This window comes from Sphingopyxis sp. A083, from assembly GCF_001468495.1.
GTDB lineage: Bacteria > Pseudomonadota > Alphaproteobacteria > Sphingomonadales > Sphingomonadaceae > Sphingopyxis > Sphingopyxis terrae.
On the sequence record NZ_LNSK01000014.1, the window covers coordinates 1 to 15,610 of the forward strand.

General features: G+C 66.8%; 14 protein-coding genes. 3 read left to right on the forward strand and 11 right to left on the reverse strand.

The genetic code is table 11. The features are described from left to right. Positions 1-617 (reverse strand): hypothetical protein (locus ATE59_RS16060; protein ID WP_058813301.1); only part of this gene is annotated, 617 nt, incomplete at its 3' end. Between the two features lie 246 nt (positions 618-863). Between ATE59_RS16060 and ATE59_RS16065 the strand changes: the two genes are divergently transcribed. Further along, on the forward strand, positions 864-2,318 hold the full coding sequence (locus tag ATE59_RS16065; protein WP_058813302.1) for a CYTH and CHAD domain-containing protein: 1,455 nt from the start codon (positions 864-866) through the stop codon (positions 2,316-2,318). Between the two features lie 2 nt (positions 2,319-2,320). Here the strand turns inward: ATE59_RS16065 and ATE59_RS16070 are convergent, their stop codons facing one another. After that, complete coding sequence (locus tag ATE59_RS16070) at positions 2,321-2,782, reverse strand: Lrp/AsnC family transcriptional regulator (protein WP_058813303.1); 462 nt, start codon at positions 2,780-2,782, stop codon at positions 2,321-2,323. Then, the gene (locus ATE59_RS17915) at positions 2,769-2,933 is read right to left on the reverse strand and encodes a hypothetical protein (protein WP_156416822.1); all 165 of its coding nucleotides are present in this window, start codon (positions 2,931-2,933) and stop codon (positions 2,769-2,771) included. Before ATE59_RS17915 ends, ATE59_RS16070 begins: the two co-directional genes overlap by 14 nt. A 1-nt stretch (position 2,934) precedes the next feature. Between ATE59_RS17915 and ATE59_RS16075 the strand changes: the two genes are divergently transcribed. Together ATE59_RS16075 and ATE59_RS16080 are read left to right on the forward strand one after the other, a co-directional pair. Then, complete coding sequence (locus tag ATE59_RS16075; RefSeq protein WP_058813339.1) at positions 2,935-3,990, forward strand: Leu/Phe/Val dehydrogenase; 1,056 nt, start codon at positions 2,935-2,937, stop codon at positions 3,988-3,990. Beyond that, entirely contained in the window at positions 3,991-4,233 is a 243-nt protein-coding gene (locus ATE59_RS16080) for a hypothetical protein (protein ID WP_058813304.1), read from the forward strand. It begins immediately after the preceding gene. Between the two features lies 1 nt (position 4,234). Here the strand turns inward: ATE59_RS16080 and ATE59_RS16085 are convergent, their stop codons facing one another. The 8 genes from ATE59_RS16085 to ATE59_RS16120 form a co-directional block, all read right to left on the reverse strand. Next, on the reverse strand, positions 4,235-5,413 hold the full coding sequence (locus ATE59_RS16085; protein WP_058813305.1) for a membrane dipeptidase: 1,179 nt from the start codon (positions 5,411-5,413) through the stop codon (positions 4,235-4,237). Further along, entirely contained in the window at positions 5,410-6,987 is a 1,578-nt protein-coding gene (locus ATE59_RS16090) for a serine hydrolase (protein WP_058813306.1), read from the reverse strand. The genes ATE59_RS16085 and ATE59_RS16090 overlap by 4 nt, the downstream gene beginning before the upstream one ends. Beyond that, positions 6,984-8,120: a YkvI family membrane protein gene (locus ATE59_RS16095; protein WP_058813307.1), complete on the reverse strand. Its 1,137-nt coding sequence runs from the start codon at positions 8,118-8,120 to the stop codon at positions 6,984-6,986. Before ATE59_RS16095 ends, ATE59_RS16090 begins: the two co-directional genes overlap by 4 nt. Beyond that, entirely contained in the window at positions 8,120-9,160 is a 1,041-nt protein-coding gene (locus ATE59_RS16100) for a DUF1611 domain-containing protein (RefSeq protein ID WP_058813308.1), read from the reverse strand. Before ATE59_RS16100 ends, ATE59_RS16095 begins: the two co-directional genes overlap by 1 nt. Positions 9,161-9,180: 20 nt before the next feature. Further along, complete coding sequence (locus tag ATE59_RS16105; protein ID WP_058813309.1) at positions 9,181-11,367, reverse strand: TonB-dependent receptor; 2,187 nt, start codon at positions 11,365-11,367, stop codon at positions 9,181-9,183. 4 nt (positions 11,368-11,371) lie between these two features. Beyond that, the gene (locus ATE59_RS16110) at positions 11,372-12,526 is read right to left on the reverse strand and encodes a dipeptidase (protein ID WP_058813310.1); all 1,155 of its coding nucleotides are present in this window, start codon (positions 12,524-12,526) and stop codon (positions 11,372-11,374) included. 87 nt (positions 12,527-12,613) lie between these two features. Next, positions 12,614-13,624: a dipeptide epimerase gene (locus tag ATE59_RS16115; RefSeq protein ID WP_058813311.1), complete on the reverse strand. Its 1,011-nt coding sequence runs from the start codon at positions 13,622-13,624 to the stop codon at positions 12,614-12,616. Next, complete coding sequence (locus ATE59_RS16120) at positions 13,624-15,600, reverse strand: serine hydrolase domain-containing protein (protein ID WP_058813340.1); 1,977 nt, start codon at positions 15,598-15,600, stop codon at positions 13,624-13,626. Before ATE59_RS16120 ends, ATE59_RS16115 begins: the two co-directional genes overlap by 1 nt. Positions 15,601-15,610 lie beyond the last annotated feature (10 nt).

The window sequence follows — 15,610 nt, forward strand, 5'->3', positions numbered from 1 at the left end:
CCGGCGGGCGGCGCCGGCGGCGCACCGCGCTTGTCGCGCATCGTCTGGCGCATGGCCTGCCGTTCTTCGGCCGTCACCTTGCCATCCTTGTTGGCATCCATCCGGTCGAAGCGCGCCAGCGCACCGGCGACGAATTCGGCCTGGCTGATCGCCTTGTCGCCATTGGCATCGGCCTTCATCCAGCCGCCCGGACCGCCATGTCCGCCGCGTTTGCCGCCGTGATGGCCGCGCATCGCGTGTCGCTCAGCGCCGTTGCCCGGGGCACCGGCGCGTTCGCCGCGCTTGGCTTTCCATTCGGCGCGCTTCGCTTGGCGCGCGGCATCGGCCTGGTCCCATTCGGCCTTGCTGATGCTGCCATCCTTGTTGGCGTCGAGCCGGTCGAACATCTGGGCGCGCTTTCCGGCATGGCGTGCGGCGCGATCGGCCTGGTCGAGCTTGCCGTCCTTGTTGACGTCGAGCTTGACGAACATCGCCTTGGCGTGCGCTTCGGCCTCGGCGCGGGTCAGCACGCCGTCATTGTTGGCGTCGCCCATGTTGCGGTCGCCGCCGGGGGCGGCCAGCACCGGCACCGCGATCAGCGCAGCGCCCAGCGTCAAAAGGGTCATCTTCTTTTTCACGTCACAAACTCCTGTCCAAGGGACCGCATGAAAGGGGGGAGAGCCTTCGGTCCCGATGACGCCCTTCTAGGTTCCATTTGTCCCACAGCATTGCCGCATCGTCGAAATAGTGTCGCAAAATGTCGCAAAACGGCCCCGCCGTTCATCCCCCTGCAAGTCCGGGCTGCACCAGCGAGCGATGGCAATCCGGACGCGAAGGCGCTAAGCAGCGGCGCCGGTCGGCGGCGATCGCAAGAGGGGCAAGGGATGGGCGGCAAGTCGAGCGAAGAGGTCGAGCTCAAGCTCGAACTCGCGCCGGACGCGCGCAGCACGGTCGATTGGCCGGCGCTGTTCGGCGCGCCGCCGACGATCATCGCCCAGCACGCCGTCTATTTCGACACTCCCGACCGCGCGCTCGCCGCCGCAGGCTTTTCGCTGCGCATCCGCACGAGCGGCACGAAGCGCGTCCAGACGGTGAAGGCGCGCGCCGCGGCCGCGGGACTCTTCGCGCGCGCCGAATGGGAATTTGCGGTGGAGGGCGACATCCCAGTGCTCGACGATCGCACCCCCGTCGCGGCGACGCTGGGCGCGCACGCGGCGAAGCTCGGTCCCGTCTTTACGATCGAAAACGAACGGATGCTCTGGGATCTCGGCGGGATCGAGGTCGCACTCGATCACGCCCGCGTCGCCACCCCCGACGCCGAAACCCCGATCGACGAGATCGAGCTCGAGGCAAAGGGCAGCGCAATCCCCGCGCTATTCGCCCTCGCCCGTCGGATCGATGCAGCGACCCCGGTGCACATCGCTATACTCAGCAAGGCCGACCGCGGCTACCGGCTGCTCGCGCCGCCGGCTCCCGCCGAAAAGGCCCGGCCGGTGGCGCTGGGGGCCGGGATCACGGCGGCGGAGGCGTTTTGCGCCATCGCCCGCGCCTGCCTGCGCCAGTTCCGCCTCAACGCCGCGACGGTGATCGAGCGCGGCGATCCCGGCGCGCTGCATCAGGCGCGCGTCGCGCTGCGACGGCTGCGCTCGGCCCTCGCGGTTCACGCGCCGCTGTTTCCGCCCTCCGCTGCCGCGCGCTGGGACGACGAGCTGCGCTGGCTTGCCGGCGAATTGGGCGCCGCGCGCGATCTCGACGTCCTTGCCACGCGCGCCGGGCCGGGGGCGCTCGCCGACCGGCTGCGTCCCGCGCGCGAAGCCGCCTATGCGCGCGCCACCGCCGCGCTGCTCGCCCCGCGCACACGCCATCTGATGCTCGATCTCGTCGAATGGCTCACCATCGGCGACTGGCGCACAGTTGATGAAGCCGCGGCGCCGTGCGCGCGTCCGGTGCGCGGCTTCGCGGCCGAGGCACTGGACCGGCTACACCGGAAGGTCCGCAAGCGCGGGCGCCACTTCGCGCGCCTCGACGATGCGGCCCGGCACCGCCTGCGCAAGACGGTCAAGAAGCTGCGCTACACCGCCGATTTCTTCGCGCCGCTGTTTGCCGACGACGGGCAGTCTGCGGCGCTGCGCGACCATGCCAAACTCACCGAAGCGCTGCAGGACCGGCTCGGTGCGCTCAACGACATCGCCACCGCGCCCCAATTGCTGCGCAGCCTGTCGCTCGATGCAGATCCCGAAGCGGTCGCACTTTTCGCCACCGGCGATCGTGATCGCCTGCTCGGCGAAGCGCGCACCGCCTTTCGCGCGCTCCGCGATGCCGCCCCCTTCTGGCGCTGAGCCTATAGCGGCAGTTCGGTCGTCGACTTGATCTCGGACAGCGCGACCGTCGAATTGATTTCCTGCACGCCGGGCAGCTTGCTGAGCTGATCGAAGAAGAAGCGTTCATAGGCGTCGATGTCGCGCGCGACGATCCGCAGCATGAAATCGGTCGTCCCCATCAGCACATAGGCGTCGAGCACTTCGGGAAAGCCGCGGATCGTCGCGCTGAATTCATCAAGGTTGGCCCGGCCGTGCGCGTTGAGCTTCACTTGCGCAAAGACATGCGCGTTCAGTCCGACCTTGCGCCGGTCGACGATCGCGACGCGTTTCCGGATAAATCCCTCGCGCTCCAGCCGGTCGATACGCCGCCAGCAGGGCGATACCGACAGTCCGACGCGATCGGCGATCTCGGCGGTCGTCTGGCTCGCGTCGCGCTGCAATTCGCGAAGGATTTTTATCTCGAACGGATCAAGGTCGGTCATTCATTTCCCATATCCATAAATCTCCGGTTTCAAAATCCCCAAAATCGCCAATGTGGGCGAAAATGCGAACAAGTTTGTCCGGCGCCATGATGCGATAAGGCGCATCGAATTTACGCCAGTCATTTCCGCCAATCATTTCAAGGAGCCCCATGATGGTCAGCCGCCCCACCCGCATGACCCCGCCGGTCGAATGTGTCCGCCTGTTCGATGCCGCCGCCGGCCTCGACGGCGTGATCGCAATTCACTCGACCGCGCTCGGGCCGGGCGCGGGCGGTTGCCGCCTGTGGCACTATGACGATGTCGATGGCGCGCTCGCCGATGCGCTGCGGCTGGCCGAGGGGATGAGCTACAAGAATGCGCTCGCCGGCCTGCCCTTCGGCGGTGCCAAGGCTGTGCTGCGCCGCCCCGCCGGCTCGTTCGACCGCACCGCGCTCTTCCGCGCCTTCGGCCGCGCGGTCGAGGCGCTCGGCGGGCTCTACGTGACCGCCGAGGATGTCGGCACCACCGTCGCCGACATGCAGGATATCGCAGGCGTCACGCGCCACGTCGCCGGCCTGCCCCCTGCAGGCGGCCGCGCGGGCGGCGATCCCTCGCCGTGGACCGCGCGCGGCGTCTTCGAGGCGATGCAGGCAGCGGCAGCCCACAGGCTGGGCAGCGACCTCACCGGCCTGACCGTCGCGGTGCAGGGTACGGGCAATGTCGGCGCCGACCTCTGCCGCCGCCTCGCCGACGCCGGGGCGCGGCTCGTCATTGCCGATCCGAACCCGGCGCGGCGCGACCGGCTCGCGGCAATCCACGGGGCAGAGGTCGTCCATGTCGACGACATCCTTCGGGTCGAAGCCGACATCCTTGCCCCCTGCGCCCTCGGCGGCGCCCTCAATGCCGAAAGCGTCGGCGGGCTGAAGGCGCGGCTGGTGTGCGGCGCCGCGAACAACCAACTCGCCGAACCGGCGGTCGCCGATCTGTTGATGGCGCGCGGCATCGCCTATGTCCCCGATTATGTCGCCAATGCGGGCGGCATCATCAGCGTGTCGGCCGAATATCTGGGCGAAGACGAAGCCGAGGTTGCGGCGCGCGTGGCGCAGATCGCGCCGCGCGTGACCGCACTCCTCGACCGCGCCGCGCAGGAAGGACGCTCGCCCGCCGTCGTCGCCGACGAGATGGCCGAGGAGGTCATCGCGGCCGGGGCACAGCGCGCGGCCGCCTGAATGCACCGCTTTCGCATCGCCGCGCTCGCCGATCCGCAGTCGCTTCCTCGCATCACCGGCTTCTTCGGGCAGCGCGGCCTCGTCCCCGCGGCGGTTGCCATGCAGACCGGCGACGGCGCGATGCGGCTGCGGATCGACGTGCCCGGCCTCGACGATGGTGCGGCGGCCGTCATCGCATCGAAACTCGGCGCGCTCTTCGCCGTTACCGATGTCGCGATGTCCGACGGCGTGCCCGCCGAATAGGCTATTTCCCCTGCGCTGCGACGACGCGCAGGGTGTTGCCGCTCCACATTTTTTCGATGTCGGCGTCCGAATAGCCCGCGGCTTTCAGCCGTTCGGTGACTTTCGGCAGCGCCGAAATATCCTCAATGCCTTTCAGGCCGCCGCCGCCGTCCCAGTCGGCGCCGAAGCAAATATGATCGACGCCGCCGACCTCGATCGCGCGCAGCACCATCTTCATATAATCCTCGAAATCCGCGGCCCACATCGCCTCGGTCTTGTCGAGTTCGCGCCACTGGCGCGTCAGTTCCGCCTGCGCTTCGGGCGTCATCTCGCCGATATGTTCATATTCGCCGAACAGCTTGGCGCGCGCCGGCGACATGTTCATCTCGGACATGAAGATCGTCGAAATGCACATCGCGCCGCCCTTTTCGGCCAGCTTGCGCAGGCGCCCTTCGTCGAGGTTGCGCGGATGGTCGTGCGCCGACCGCAGGCTCGAATGCGACAGCAGGATCGGATATTTCGACAATTGCAGGATCTGGTCAAAGGTCGCGTCCGACGAATGGCTCGCGTCGATCACGATACCCAGCCGGTTCATTTCGGCCACCCATTGCTTGCCGAGCGGACTCAGTCCGTTCCAGCGCGGCTTGTCGGTCGCGCTGTCGGCAAATTCATTGTTCGCCGAATGGACCGGCCCCGCCAGCCGCACGCCCTTGTCATAGAACTCCTGCAACAGCGACAGATCCTCGCCGAGCGGATAGCTGTTCTCCATCGACTTGAAGGCGACGAGCTTGCCTTCCTTGTTCAGCCGCCGCGCATCGTCGGCGGTGCGCGCGGCGCCGATGACGCCGCTGTTGTCGGCGATCATCTTGTCGATCAGGTCGGAGCGTTTGCGCGCATGGGCAAGCGCGGCGGCATAGCCCGCCGCGGTCAGCGGCCCCTGTTCGGTGTAGATGGCAAAGAAGCCGCCATCGAGATTGCCGTCGCGCATCCTTGGAATATCGAGCTGCGACAGGTCGGTCGCCAGATCGTGCCGGTCGGCGAAGTTCCATCCCCGCCGCTCGAAATGAAGCGGCGTGTCGAGATGGGTGTCGAGCACCAGCATCCGGCTGTGCAGCGGCGGCGGCGCCGCTTGCGGCTTGTCGACCGCCGCCGAACAGGCGGATAGCGCGGTGGCGGCGAGCAGAATGGCAATGCGCTTCACTTCTTGTCCTCCACGGGCTTGAGGTCGAGATCCTGATAGTCCCAGCTGAAATCGGCGATCATGCTGACGGGCTTCATCGTCACGCCGGTCACCTTGCCGTCGGCGTCGAGCGCGAAGGTCACATAGGCGGGTTCGATCGCGGGATCGTCGAATTCGGTGACGAAGCTGTCATATTGCCAATGCTTGAGCCGCCCCGCCATGCGCGGGGTCGAGGTGAAGTCGATCGTCAGCCCCTTCGCGCCGTCGGCGATCACGACATCGCCGTACCACGGATCGCGATAGCGCCCCGCATAGCCCGCAGGCTTCAGCGACGGACCGACCTTCGCCGGCGATGCCTTTGCCTGCTTCAGAAATTCGACGCCGCCGGCCAGCCGCGCTTCGAACCAGTCCTGCCATTTCGTCGTCCAGCCATAATCGGGCTGATCCAGATAATGGTCGAGCAGTTCGTAGGTCAGCCCCAGGATCATCCCGCTGTCCTCGCTGTTCATCATGATCGCGAAGCCGACATTCTTGTCGGGGATCATCACGACGCGCGTGATCGAACCGAACACGCCGCCGCTGTGCTGGATGATGCGGTGGCCGCGATAATCCTGCACCTGCCAGCCGAGCGCATAGGCCTGCTGCATCGGCTGCGCGGGTTTCAGGCTGTCGGGCAGTTCGGTGATCGGCATCGGCGTCACCGGGGTCCACATCTGCTTCGCCTGTTCCTCGCTGAACAGCCGTCCGCCGCCAGGCAGCGCGCCATGCGCAAGCTGGATCTTCAGCCACGCCGCCATATCGTCGGCGCTCAGCGCCAGTCCGCCCGCCGGCGCCCCGTTGCGACCCAACTCGTCGCGCTCGTCGAGCGCCTGCTGCGGGCCCAGCCCGCGCAGCGCCCCCGACAGGCGCGCATGCGGCCACGAGCGATTGGGGATACGGAAGCGATCCTCGCTGTCGCTCGTCGCATTCTTCATGCCGCCGGCGCGCAGCACATGCTCGCGGATGAAATCCTCCCAGCGCTGGCCCGTAACCTCCTCGATCAACTGCCCGGCAACGGCATAGAGGATATTGTCGTAGGCATAGGCCGAGCGGAAACTCGTCTTGGGCTTGAGAAAGGCGACGCGCTCGACCGTCTGCTTGCGCGTCAGATAGGTGCGCGGCACGAACATCAGGTCGCCCTGCCCCAGCCCCAGTCCGCTCCGGTGGACGAGCAGGTCGCGGATCGTGATCTCGCGCGTGACCCACGGGTCGTACATGCGGAACCACGGCATATGCTTGATAACCGGATCGTCCCACGCGATCTTGCCCTGATCGACGAGCACCGCCAGCGCGGCGGCGGTCATCGCCTTGCCGGTCGATCCCGTCTGAAAGATGGTTTCGGCGTCGACCGGCGCGCTCTCGCCCAGCTTTCGCACGCCCCAGCCGCGCGCCAGCGTCGTCCGGCCGTCCTCGACGATCGCGATCGACACGCCGACCGCGCCGATCTTCTGGCGCAGCGCCTCGACGCTGTCGCCGATGTCGGCGGGCGGCTCGGCCCAGGCGGGCACCGAAAGGGCGAGCATCAGCGATGCCGCCAGCAGACGCGCGGATTTCATGGACGAACCTCCTGCATGGACGAGGGGCCCCGCTTGACGAGGCGATAGGTGCCGATCCCCAGCAGCGGGACGACGTAAACGGCCAGGAACAGCCAGGCGAGGATGCGGTATCCGCTCGCGATCAGGTCGACGAGGCCGACGCGCGCCGCGACGAACATGCAACCCGCCAGGATCGCCGCGCCGATCAGCGTGCGCCCCGCGGTACCGGGCGCCGCGCGACCGCGCGCCTCGAACGCGCCCGCGATCCGTTCGTTGATCGCATGGATCGCCCCCACCCCGCTTTCGAGCAGCGCGGTGAAGATCATCAGCTGGAACAGCAGATGAAAGCCCGGCACCGCCATCTGCCGCAAAAGAAAGTCGGAGGGCAGCGTCTCTTTGCCGATGCCGGGATAAAAGGCCATCATCGCCACGAAGAACAGGATCGCGGGCAGCATGGTCAGCGGCCCGGCGATCGCGCCCGCGATCAGCGCGTCGCGGCGGCTCGTCAGGTGGCGCAGCACCGGCAGCACGACGACCGCCCCGACGATGTTATAGCTCGCATAGGTGATGCCGCCCGCCATCCATCCGTCCGTCGGCGGTCCGGCCGCGGCGAAACCCGCGCCGATACGGTCGCCAAAGCGGGTCAGCGCAAAGAAGAGGAACAGCGCATAGACCGCATAGATCAGCATCGAGGCATATTTGAACAGGCGCTCGACCCCCGCTTCGCCGAACGCGGTCGCGAACAGGATCGCGGCGGCCAGCACGACCGCTCCCATCAGTTCGGGCCAGCCGAAGGTCGCCGCCCCGATCGCACCGGCCGCGGCGCCGAACACCGCCAGGATCAGCACGACGAAGATAAGATAGGCCGCCTCGAACAGCACCCAGCCGGGACCGAGCAATTGCTGGAAGAAGCTGCGATAGTCATAGGCGTGCAATTGCCGCGCGAGCGCGAAGGTCAGCGCCGCGACGACGCTCCAGATCAGCGTCGCGAGCAGCATCCCGGCGAGCCCGCCCCACGGTCCGGCCGGCACGAAATATTCGGCCAGTTCGCGGCCCGTCGCATAGCCCCCGCCGATGATGACCGCCTTCAGTGCGAAACCGGGCAGCAGAAAGCGCTGAAACCAGCTCCCTCCGCTGCCCGCCTCGCCCACCATCACGCGAGACAGTTTTCGACGAGCGCCGCGAACGCCGCGCCGCCGCGGATCGGATCGGCGACCGGCAGGCCCAGCCGCGCCGCCTCCGCCGCCATCAGCGCCGCGGCCGCATCGGCATCATAGCTCGAGGTGTTGAGGCTGACGCCGCCGCAGCGGATCGCAGTATTGGTCCGACTGCCGAGCCGGATCGTCAGGTCGATCACCTCCTCGATGCTCGGCAGGGCAAAGCTTTCCATGCCCAGGATCACCGTGCGCGTCGGATCGTGGCAGACGACGAACACGTCGGGCTGGCTGCCGTGGAGCAGGCCGAGCGATACCGCGGCATAGGCAGGGTTGAAGATCGACCCCTGCCCCTCGATCAGATCCCAGTGATCGGCAGGCGCGTCGGGGCTCAGCATTTCGGCGGCGCCCGCTTCGAAATCCGACACCACCGCATCCATCGGCATGCCGCCGCCCGCGATCATGATCCCCGTCTGCCCGGTGGCACGGAAATCGGCGTCGATCCCGCGCTCGGCAAAGGCCCGGTGCAGCGCCAGCGCGGTATATTTCTTGCCCAAGGCACAATCGGTGCCGACGGTCAGCAGCCGCTTGCCGCTGCGTTTGCGGCCGTTGCCGATCGGAATCGAAGGCGGCGGGGTGCGAACGTCGATCAGCCGCTGGCCGGTGCGCCGCGCCGCATCGGCGAGCGCGGGAATGCTTGTCAGCCGGACGTGAAGCCCGCTCACGATGTCGAGCCCCGCCTCCATCGCCTCGACGAGCACCGCGACCCAGCTGTCGCCGATGATGCCCCCCTGATTGGCGACGCCGATGACCAGCGAACGCGCGCCCGCCGCCCGCGCCTCGGCCGGCGACAGGCGCGACAGGCCGGTGGTGACGGTGCAGCCGCCGATCCCCCATTCGCCGACGCAGCGGTCGGCGGCCCAGTCGGCAAGGCCAAAGGCGGTCTTGGCATAGCCCGCCTCGGTCGTGTCGCCCAGGAAGAGCAGATAGGGCTGCGGGAGGGTGAGCTGGCTGTCCAGCCGGCCCGTCGGCGCGTTCATAGCTGTCACTCCGCTTTCGTTCAAAAGGCCATGTCGATCGCGACGCCGATTGTGCGCGGCTGCAACGGCGAGATCGACAGGAAGCTCGGCTGGTTCAACCCGTCCGCCATCGTCGAGCGCGCCATCTCGCCCTTGTTGTCGAACAGGTTACGCGCATAGGCGCGCAGCGTCCAATGGCCGTCCCACGTCACCGACGCATTCAGATCGACCGAGGTATAGGGCTCGGCGCGCGCGGTCAGCGGATCGCTTTCGACCAGCGACAGGCGGCTGCTCGCGTGGCGGATGCCGGCGCCGAAGCTGCCCTTGGCGTTGCCGCCCAGCGCAAAGTCGTAGTCGGCGCGCAGCGCGCCGCTGAACTTCGGCACCGCGGGCAAACGGTCGCCCTTCGCCCCGCTGATTTCGGGGACATCCTCGCTCAGCGAGGCGTCGGTGTAGCTGCCGGTCGCGCTGATCGTCAGGCCGGGCGCGGGGCGAAAGGCGATGCTACCTTCGAAACCCTTGCTCGTTGCCTTGCCGCCGTTGGCGCCGCCATTGACCCCGCCGAACGAGCGGACGACCTGAATGTCCGTCCAGTCCATCCAGAAAGCGGCAACGTCGACCGTTACCATCCGATCGGCCAGATCGGCCTTCAGCCCGACCTCATAGTTGGTCATGCGGTCGGCGGAAACCGTCGGCGGCACATTGGGAACGATGACGTTCGGGCCGCCCGGACGATAGCCGGTGGCGACGCGGCCATAGAGCATCGCATCCTTGTTGATGTGAAATTGCGGGCTGACCGAAAAGGTCCAGACGCTCTCTGCCGAGCTTCCCGGATCGTCGGCCTGGGGCACGATCGCGCCCGAACTGATCTGGCGGAACGTCTGCTTGTTGCGCGCCCAGCGCAGCCCGCCCGTCACGTCGAACTGTTCCGCGAGTTTCAGCGTCGCATTGCCGAAGATCGCATATTCCTTGTAGGTCGCGGGCAACCCGACGATCGCCAGCGGATCGAGCCCGGCGATAGGATCGCCGCTCATGTCATAGGACCGCACAAGCTGCGCGTTGCTCGTCTTCTCGTCGGTGAAAAAGCCGCCGATCATCCATTCGAACCGCCCGCCGCTTGGCGAGGTCAGCCGGACTTCCTGTGTCCATTTCTTGAGCCCGAGGTCGAGGTAAAAGGGCGTGATGCCGGGATCGACCGCGCCATCGGTCAACAGCGGAAAGAGCACGCCGAAGGCATAGCTCGCATCCTGCACCTGACGGCTCTTAGTCTTGCTGTAGGTGGTCGCAGAGGTCAGCGTTGCCGCGCCGAAATCATAATCGATCGTCGCCGAATAATAATCGAGCGAGATATCATAGGATTCGGGGACATAATTGTTGAACGAATGGCCGTTGCCGAGCCGGTTGCCCGCAAGGTCTGCGGCATAGAGGCCATTGCCGTCCGAATTGAGCGACTGCCAGATGCCCGCCAGCTTGACGCTCAATTGCGGCGTCGGTTGCCACAGCAGCGCCGCGCGGCCGCCGCGCTGTTCGAAATCATTCTGATCGGTCAGCCCGGCATTGTTGACGCTGTCGACCCAGCCCGGGCTCTTGCGCCAAGCGAAACTGCCGCTGATCGCCAGCGTGTCCTGCGCGATCGGGACATTGACATAGGTTTGCGCGCCCCAGCCGAGACCGCCTGCACCCTTGATCGAAAAGCCCTCGAGCCCGGCGCGAACGCGGAATTCATGCGTGTCGGGCTGCACCGTGACATATTTGACAAGGCCGCCGATCGAACTCGCGCCATACAGGGTACCCTGCGGCCCCTTCAGCACTTCGACGCGGTCGAGGTCATAGGGCATCAGGTCGATGGTGAAGGCGCCCGAGCGATTGTAGATCGCGCTCGATCCGACCGGCGCATCGTCGAGGTAGATGCCGACCGTCTGCGCCGAACTGAGCGGTGCGACGCCGCGCAGCGTGATCGTCGTCTGCCCCGGCGTGCCGCCGTTGCTCACATTCATGCCGGGAACATAGCCGGCATAATCGACGAGCGAGGCCGAACCCTGCTGCTGAATATCCTCACCGCCGACGACGCTGATCGAAATCGGCACGTCCTGCACATTCTGCACGCGCTTCTGAGCGGTGACGACGATCTCGCCGCTATATTCCGCGCCGCCCGCTTCCTGCGCCTGCACCGGCATCGCCACCGCGAGCGCCGCGATGCTGCTTGCAATCCAAAGACCCTGTTTCATCGCCTTACCCCCACACTTGCGCGAGCAGGCGGCGGAAATTGCCCCCAAGCACCGCGCGGATGTTATCGTCCGAATAGCCGCGACGGATCAGTTCCTCGGTCAGGTCGAAGACCTTGAGCGGGTGGTCGAAACCGTCGATGTCGATCTTGTCGCGAAAGGCATAGCTATCCTTGTAGCTTGCCTTCAGCGCCGCATATTCCTCCGGCGCCATGTCGTCATAGCCGTTGAGGTCGGCGTCGGAGCCGATACCGACATGCTCGATCCCGACCAGCTTGGCGACATGGTCGATATGATCGGCCATATGGCCGACGTTGGTGGGGTCGCTCGCGCGGACGAACATCCGTACCCCGGTGATCCCCATGACCCCGCCCTTGGCGGCGAGCGCCTTGATCGCCTCGTCGGTCTTGACCCGCGGATGATCGACCAGCGCGCGCGCATTGCTGTGGGTAATCGCGATCGGCCCCTTGGCGAGCGCGATCGCGTCGAGCGTGGTGCGGTCGCCGCAATGCGATACGTCGATCAGCATCTTCGCCTGTTCCATCGCGTCGATGATCGCGGCGCCATAGTCGCTGACCCCGCCGTCGACCCGGTCGGTGCTGCCCGACCCGATGCGGTTCTGGCTGTTGTAGGTCAGTTGCGCGCAGCGCAGGCCCAGCCGGCGAAATACCGCGACATCCTCGACGCTGTCGAACTGGTCGGCATTCTGGATGCCCATGATGACCGCGCATTTGCGCATCGCCTTTGCGCTGTCGAGGTCATCGACGGTGTCCACGAGCGAAAAGACATGGCCGTTGCGCCCGACGAAGCCCTGCCACCCCGCCATATATTCCATCGCCTGCGCCCGCGCATCGGGACCGCCAAGGCCGAAGCTGTTGTGAAAGCCGGTGATGCCGCTCGCCCGAAACTCCGCCGCCTCGGCATCGCTGAGGCGGTGCGCGATATAATCGGGGGCCATCGTGATCTTGAGCGGCGCGAGCATGTCGATCACCAGCGAGGCGGCAACCAGATCGACCGCGCGCTTCGAATAGCTGCGCGCCGGCGCCGCCGCGAAGGCATAGGCACCGCGCCCGATCATCGGCGCTGCGATCGTCGCAGACAAGGCTGTCCCGACCGCGCCCGCCACAAAGGCGCGGCGCGTCGCCGGGAATGACGCGGTCATTCCACCCTCCACCTCAAGAAAATTTCATTTTCAAGACTATTGTCCTAATCAGAAAATTGTCAACCCATTTAGGACAGGAAAATTATATCAGCCGCCACCCCACAGGCTCGGCGGACAATGGATCATGCCGTCGCGATAGGTGACGCCGGGCTCGCGGTCGCGCGCGAGGAAGGTCGGTCCGTCGAGGTCGACGATGTCGCAGAGCTGCCCCACGAGGTAGGATGGCGCCATCGACAGGCTGGTGCCCATCATATTGCCCACCATCACGTCGAGCCCCAGCCGCCGCGCCTGCCGCGCGATCGCCAGCCCCTCGGTCAGCCCGCCGCACTTGTCGAGCTTGATATTGACGACGTCGAAGCGCCCGACGAGCGATGCGGTGTCGGCGAGCGACAGCGCGCTTTCGTCGGCAACGAAGGGCAAGGGCCGCTTGACACCGTCGAGGTCGGCCTCGCGCCCGCGCCGCAGCGGCTGTTCGAGCTGCGCAATGCGGTGCGCGACGAGCAGCGGCAACAGATCGCCCAGCGTGGCGCGGTCATAACCCTGATTGGCATCGACGCCGATCCACGCATGCGGCCGCGCCGCGCGGATCGCGGCGATGCGCGCCGCATCAAGGTCGACCTCGCCCGTCAGCTTCACCTTCACCGGCGCGTGCGGGTCGATCGCCAGCGCGGCGGCCGCCATCTCTTCGGGGCTGTCGGCGCCGAGCGTCAGCGTCGAGCGCAGCGCGCGCGGCGGGTCGAGCCCGGCCAGTTCCCAGACGGGCTTGCCCGCGCGCCGGGCCTCGATATCCCAGAAGGCGCAGTCGATCGCGTTGCGCGCGCCGCCGGGGGGCATCAGGTGCTGCAGATTCGCGCGCGTCGCGCCACCTTCGATCGCGGGCCGCACCCGCGTCGCTTCGGCGAGCATATGGTCGATATCGTCGCCGAGGTAATAGACCCCCGCCCCCTCGCCGCGGCCCTCAAAGCGGCCGTCGGACAGGGTGGCGACGAGCAGCGCGGTCTCGGTGAACTCATGGCCCGCGATGCGGAACGGCTGGTGATAGGGAAAACGCTCGACCCGAAGGTCGAGCGTCAGTCCGGTCATGACATCGGCCGTCATCAGTAGACCATGCCGAAGCCATAGAGGTGGAAGTGCAGCGTCACCCAGACGAGCACCAGCGCCGACAGCAGCAACAGCACCGCCCCCAGCTTCATCGTCCAGCGGCGCTTGTCCTTGATGCACAGCCACAGGTGCCAAGCACTCGTCGCCAGCAGGCCAAGACTGGCGATCGGCGTCAGCACGCGCAGCAGGATGATCAGCCAGTCGAGCGGACCGCCGACGCTGCCGATATCGCCCGAGAAGGTGGCGATGAACATCGCCCATCCGGCGACCGCCGCGATGACGAGCCACGCGAACAGCCGCGACAGCCGCCACGCGCGCCGCGCCGGACCTTCGAGCGCAAAGGCCGCGCCATAATTGCGGCGAACCAGCGCGCGCACCGGCCATGCGAGCGCCGCGAGCAGCACGAGCAGCAGCGCCGCGATCAGCGCCGGGTTCAGCCAGGCGACATTTTCGCCCGCCGGGGCGGGCCAGAAGACCATGAACGGCGATGCAGCATCAAGGCTCAGGCGCACGACGCGTCCGTCCTTGACCTCGGCAGCGAGCCGTTCGCCGGTGCCCGTGTCGCGCCACACAAAGGGTTCGACCTCGACCCAGTCGCGCGGTCCCGCGCTCAGCCCGTCGAGCGCGGGCATCGCGATCTTGCCGTCGGTTCCGACCACGATCTGCGCCTGGCCGAGCAGGCCGAACAGGCTCATGAAATTGGTGAAGGAGCCGCGGCTCGACACATAATGGCCGGCCAGCATCGCGGCATGGTCGCGCGCGGTCTTTTCGTCGACCTGTCCGGGCTTGGGCGTGCCGGGCAGATAGCGGTCGGCGAACTGGTGGAACAGCGCGCTGCGGATCGCGCCCGCCGCGCCTTCCTTGCCGGGGCTGTTCATCGACACGAACAGGCCGATGTCCGAATCGGGGAACAGCCACAGATAGCTGTGGAACCATTCGGTATCGCCGCCGTGCGCGATAGCGCGATGCCCGTTGACCCATTGTTCGTAGAAGCCGAGCGCCATGCTGTTGAGCGGGCCGACGCCGGGCGCCTTGTAATCGTGCATCAGCTTCGCCGTCTCGGGCTTCAACAGCACGCCGCCGTTGTTCAGATGAGCCATCATGAACTTGCCCATGTCGCCGCCCGACGCCGACAGGCTGCCCGCGGGCGCCGGCACGACGATTTCGAAGGGCTTCGCCTTGTCGGTCATCACGCGGTAGCCGCTCGACATGAAGGGCGCGAGCGCGGCCGGCAGCGGCTGGCGGAAGCTCGCATATTTCATGCCCAGCGGCGCAAAGATGTGCCGGTCGATATAATCATCGAACGATTCGCCGCTGGTGCGCTGAACGATGTATCCCGCCAGCGCGGTCGCATAGTTGGAATAGGCGGGCGTGCTTCCCGGCGCAAACACCCGCGCGGGCAGCGCTTCGCGCGCATAATCCTTCAGCGGCATCACCGCCTTGGGATCGCTGCTGATCAGATAGCGGATCGATTCTTCAAAGCCCGCGGTGTGCGTCATGATATTGCGCAGCGTCACCGGCTTGCCCTCGAAGGGCGGAATCTTGAAATCGAGATAGGTGTTCACATCCTTGTCGAGATCGAGCTTGCCGGCTTCGACAAGCTGCATCACGGCGGTCCAGGTAAATAGCTTGGACACCGAACCGGGGCGGAACAGCGTCGTCGCGGGATCAACGGGCTTGCGCGACGCGACATCGGCAAAGCCATAGCCCTTCTGCAGCACCGTGCCGCCGCCGCGCACCACGACGACAACCGCACCGGCGACCTCGCCGCGCGCGAGCGCATAGGGCATGAAACCGTCGAGCCACGCCTCGACATCGGCGGCGTCGAGCTTGGCTGCGCCCGCAGGTGGCGGCGGCACGGCCGGCGCCTGCTCCGCCGGCTTGGCGGCGATCTGCTGCACCGGCCCCTGCGCGGCCAGCGGGACGGCCGCCAGCACTCCCAATCCTATCATCAGCTTGCGAAGGAAACGCATCGCTTTATCC

Excerpts from the sequence above, each read along its gene's own strand:
- ATE59_RS16075 (WP_058813339.1), top strand. The coding sequence starts at position 2,935 with ATGGTCAGCCGCCCCACCCGCATGACCCCGCCGGTCGAATGTGTCCGC.
- ATE59_RS16065 (WP_058813302.1), top strand. The coding sequence starts at position 864 with ATGGGCGGCAAGTCGAGCGAAGAGGTCGAGCTCAAGCTCGAACTCGCG.
- ATE59_RS16070 (WP_058813303.1), bottom strand. The coding sequence starts at position 2,782 with ATGACCGACCTTGATCCGTTCGAGATAAAAATCCTTCGCGAATTGCAG.
- ATE59_RS16100 (WP_058813308.1), bottom strand. The coding sequence starts at position 9,160 with ATGAACGCGCCGACGGGCCGGCTGGACAGCCAGCTCACCCTCCCGCAG.
- ATE59_RS16110 (WP_058813310.1), bottom strand. The coding sequence starts at position 12,526 with ATGACCGCGTCATTCCCGGCGACGCGCCGCGCCTTTGTGGCGGGCGCG.
- ATE59_RS16095 (WP_058813307.1), bottom strand. The coding sequence starts at position 8,120 with ATGGTGGGCGAGGCGGGCAGCGGAGGGAGCTGGTTTCAGCGCTTTCTG.
- ATE59_RS16115 (WP_058813311.1), bottom strand. The coding sequence starts at position 13,624 with ATGACGGCCGATGTCATGACCGGACTGACGCTCGACCTTCGGGTCGAG.
- ATE59_RS16090 (WP_058813306.1), bottom strand. The coding sequence starts at position 6,987 with ATGAAATCCGCGCGTCTGCTGGCGGCATCGCTGATGCTCGCCCTTTCG.
- ATE59_RS16120 (WP_058813340.1), bottom strand. The coding sequence starts at position 15,600 with ATGCGTTTCCTTCGCAAGCTGATGATAGGATTGGGAGTGCTGGCGGCC.
- ATE59_RS16105 (WP_058813309.1), bottom strand. The coding sequence starts at position 11,367 with ATGAAACAGGGTCTTTGGATTGCAAGCAGCATCGCGGCGCTCGCGGTG.
- ATE59_RS16080 (WP_058813304.1), top strand. The coding sequence starts at position 3,991 with ATGCACCGCTTTCGCATCGCCGCGCTCGCCGATCCGCAGTCGCTTCCT.
- ATE59_RS17915 (WP_156416822.1), bottom strand. The coding sequence starts at position 2,933 with ATGGGGCTCCTTGAAATGATTGGCGGAAATGACTGGCGTAAATTCGAT.